Source organism: Archangium sp. (genome assembly GCF_036388035.1).
Classification (GTDB): domain Bacteria; phylum Myxococcota; class Myxococcia; order Myxococcales; family Myxococcaceae; genus Archangium.
The window spans coordinates 1-3,088 of the sequence record NZ_DASVSO010000008.1; the positions used below are offsets into that span (position 1 = coordinate 1).

General features: G+C 72.2%; 2 protein-coding genes and 1 pseudogene. All 3 read left to right on the forward strand.

Going from position 1 to position 3,088, the window contains the following annotated elements:
* Positions 1 to 1,026: pseudogene (locus VF697_RS00260) on the forward strand (tenascin-X); the annotation flags it as partial.
* A gap of 168 nt (positions 1,027 to 1,194) precedes the next feature.
* The gene (locus tag VF697_RS00265) at positions 1,195 to 1,509 is read left to right on the forward strand and encodes a hypothetical protein (protein WP_331091047.1); all 315 of its coding nucleotides are present in this window, start codon (positions 1,195 to 1,197) and stop codon (positions 1,507 to 1,509) included.
* A gap of 260 nt (positions 1,510 to 1,769) precedes the next feature.
* Positions 1,770 to 2,810 (forward strand): phytoene/squalene synthase family protein, encoded by a 1,041-nt coding sequence (locus VF697_RS00270; RefSeq protein ID WP_331091049.1) that lies wholly within the window; start codon positions 1,770 to 1,772, stop codon positions 2,808 to 2,810.
* Positions 2,811 to 3,088: the final 278 nt, after the last annotated feature.

A 3,088-nucleotide genomic window follows, 5' to 3' on the forward strand; every position in this document is an offset into this window, starting at 1 on the left:
CTGGCGAGGGCGAGGCCGGACATCGCGGAGAAGTCCTCGACGATCTTCATGGCGCGGCTGGCGGTGATGGCACCGGATCGGCTGGCGGCGCTCTTCGAGGCCTACCCGGCGGGCCAGGACGGCCGGTCGCTGTGCCGGCTGTACTACCTGGTGGTGCTGGACGCGGCGGGGGGGATGGTGTCGGCGCAAGGGCTGGAGGATCCCCTGCTGTCCGAGTGCAACCACCCACACCCCTTCGGGCTGGCGTCGGACACGGTGGGGGACCTGTACGTGACGTTCTCCCCGACGGTGAACGCGGACACGCCGCTGGCGCCGGGGGCACCGACGCTGGTGATGGCCTTCTCGTCGGACGGGGTGCCGCGCTGGAGGAGGACGCTGCCCTTCCCGGGAGGCGAGCTGGGACTGGTGCGAGGGCTGCTGCTGCCGGAGGGAGGCACGGAGCCGCTGCGCACGTCGGATGGCGAGCCGGTGTCGGCGCTGGAGGTGAAGCTGGGGCGGGCGGTGGCGACGCGCGAGGTGGTGGTGCCGAGCCCCCGGGACACGACGGTGAACCCGGACGTGGCGCCGGTGGAGTCCCGCGAGCTGAAGGGGTACGCGGTGCCGGGGCTGAAGCCGGCGTGGACGTACCGGCTGCCCTCGGGGACGAGCTTCGCCTCGAAGGAGCTGCGGCTGGGCACCTGGCCGGAGGGGGGGGGGTGGCGGACGATGGTGCTGGGCTTCGCGGCCCAGGGGACGAAGCCGCTGCTGGTGGGGGTGCGGGCGAAGGACGGGAGCGAGGCCTTCCGCTGCGAGCTGGGCTACACGCCTCGGAGCGTGCCGCAGCTCTTCGAGCTGGGGCCGGGGGCGCTGACGCTGATGGACGGCGCGCAGAGGTGCGGTGAGTGCGATCCCCCCTTCGCGAGGAGCATGGCGCGCTTCCAGCGCTTCACCCTGCCGGGGCTGAAGCCGGCGGAGGAGCCATGGCCGGGCACCTTCGGCGGACCGGGGCATGACCACCACGAGGATCCCGTCCGCGCGGCGCCCTGAGGCCCCGGGCGGATTGCCGCGCCTCGCGCGGTCGGAGCGGGTGCGCTCGCTCCTGGAGCACCCAGGCAGGCATCCGTACCTGCCGGCCTCCCCTGCGGCGGAGACGCCGGGCGTGGGCGGCCCGGGCACCCCATCTCCATAGGGGCAACGCAGAGACAGGAGGCTCCCATGGCACGCAAGGTGTTGGCATGGCTCGTCGTATTCGGGTTGGTGGGCCCGGCGGCGGGCGCGCGGGAGGTCCAGGACGAGCGGCTCCCCGAGGATCTCCCGGACAACATGGACGCGTTCCGCCGGACGCCGCAGACGGACGACACCCCTGTCACGCCGGAATCCGAGGAGGGGCCGGGCGTGGGGGGCTCCGGGACGGCGGGCACCGGCGAGCCGCGTCGGGACGCCGTGGAGCCCGCGGAGCAGGCGCCGGCCGGGGGGAAGTCCCCCGGGCAGAAGCAGGGAGTGGAGCAGCCAGAAGCGCCGGAGCGGTGAGGTGCAACCGGATTCGTGCACCCGGGCACGGGCTGGGGTTGAATGCCGCGCTTCCGTGACGTGAGGGGAGCAATGGGTGACCGGCAGCCAGGGAGCACGGGGGCGTGGGTCGGAAGAAGCCAGGGGTCGCGGGAGGAGCCACCCTTGGAGAGGATGAGGACACCCCGCGGCCCCCAGCGGTGCCGCACCTGCCCTCATAGTACGTCTCACGTCCTGGTTTCCAGGTACGACCCGTCACGGAACAACGCTTCGCGTCGACCATGCTGATGCAGACCGAGCCCAGCGCCGTCTCCTTCTGCCGCGAGGTGTTGCCCGCGGTGTCTCGCACCTTCGCCCTGAACATCCCCGTGCTGCCCAGGCCCTTGGACACGGCGGTGATGGTGGCCTACCTGCTGTGCCGGATCGCCGACACGCTGGAGGACGAGGTGCGGGGCCCGGCGTGCCCGGTGCTGCTGGCGGAGCTGGCGCGGCTGAGCACGCTGCCGGCGGGGTGGGAGGAGGACTCGAGGCGCTTCACGCAGGAGGCGGGGCGGGTGCTGCGCAAGGAGACGCCGGCGGCGGAGGCCCGGCTGCTGGAGGGCACCTCCCGGGTGCTGGAGGCGCTGGCGGTGCACGAGGCGCCGGTGCGCGAGCACGTGGCGTCCTGCGTGGCGACCATGGCCAAGGGGATGGGGAAGATGGGGGACAAGGGCCGCGCGTCGGGAGGGGGCCTGGGGCTGGAGAGCCTCGAGGAGACGCTGGAGTACTGCTACTACGTGGCGGGGACGGTGGGGGAGATGCTGACGCGGCTGTTCCAGTGGTACTCGCCGGCGGTGGCCGAGCGGGCGGGGAGGCTGGAGTCGCGAGCGGTGGCGTTTGGCAACGCGCTGCAACTGACGAACATCCTCAAGGACGTGCGCGAGGACCTGGAGCGCGGGAGCTGCTGGCTGCCGAGGACACTGTTGGCGGAGTACGGGCTGACGCCGGAGGCGCTGCTGGAGCCGGGCAACCGTAACGAGGCGATGAAGGCACACGAGCGGATGGTGGCGGTGGCGCACCGGGAGCTGCGCAAGGCCTTCGAGTACACGCTGGCCCTGCCTCGGGAGGAGCGCGGCATCCGGCTGTTCTGCCTCTGGCCGCTGTTCCTGGCGGTGATGACGCTGCGCAAGGTGTACGGCAACAAGGCGGTGCTGGAGCCCAAGCCAGTGAAGGTGTCGCGGCGCACGGTGAAGTGGGTGCTGGGCTCGACGAAGCTGCTGGTGGCACAGGACTCGGCGCTGAGGGCCATGTTCGCGGCGCTGACCTCCCCGCTGCCCGCCTGAGCGGCGCACCCGGGGACCCTTCCGGTCGCGCGCCGCGCGAACTTGTCCACTTAGTGTACAGGTTGCGGAAAAGTGCCGCCGGACCCCCCTCCCGGCGCGTTTTTGAAAAACCTGTCCGACGGTCGGACAGGTTTCGCCAGACCGAACCCGGCGGGCCCGGAGGTCCCGAGGGTGCGTGACATGGCCTCCTGCCTGGCCGAAGCGACCTCTGTCACGGGGAGGCTCCCGCGCCAGCACTGCGGGAGAGTGGACGGCCGGATTGTGGAGAACTTGGGGAC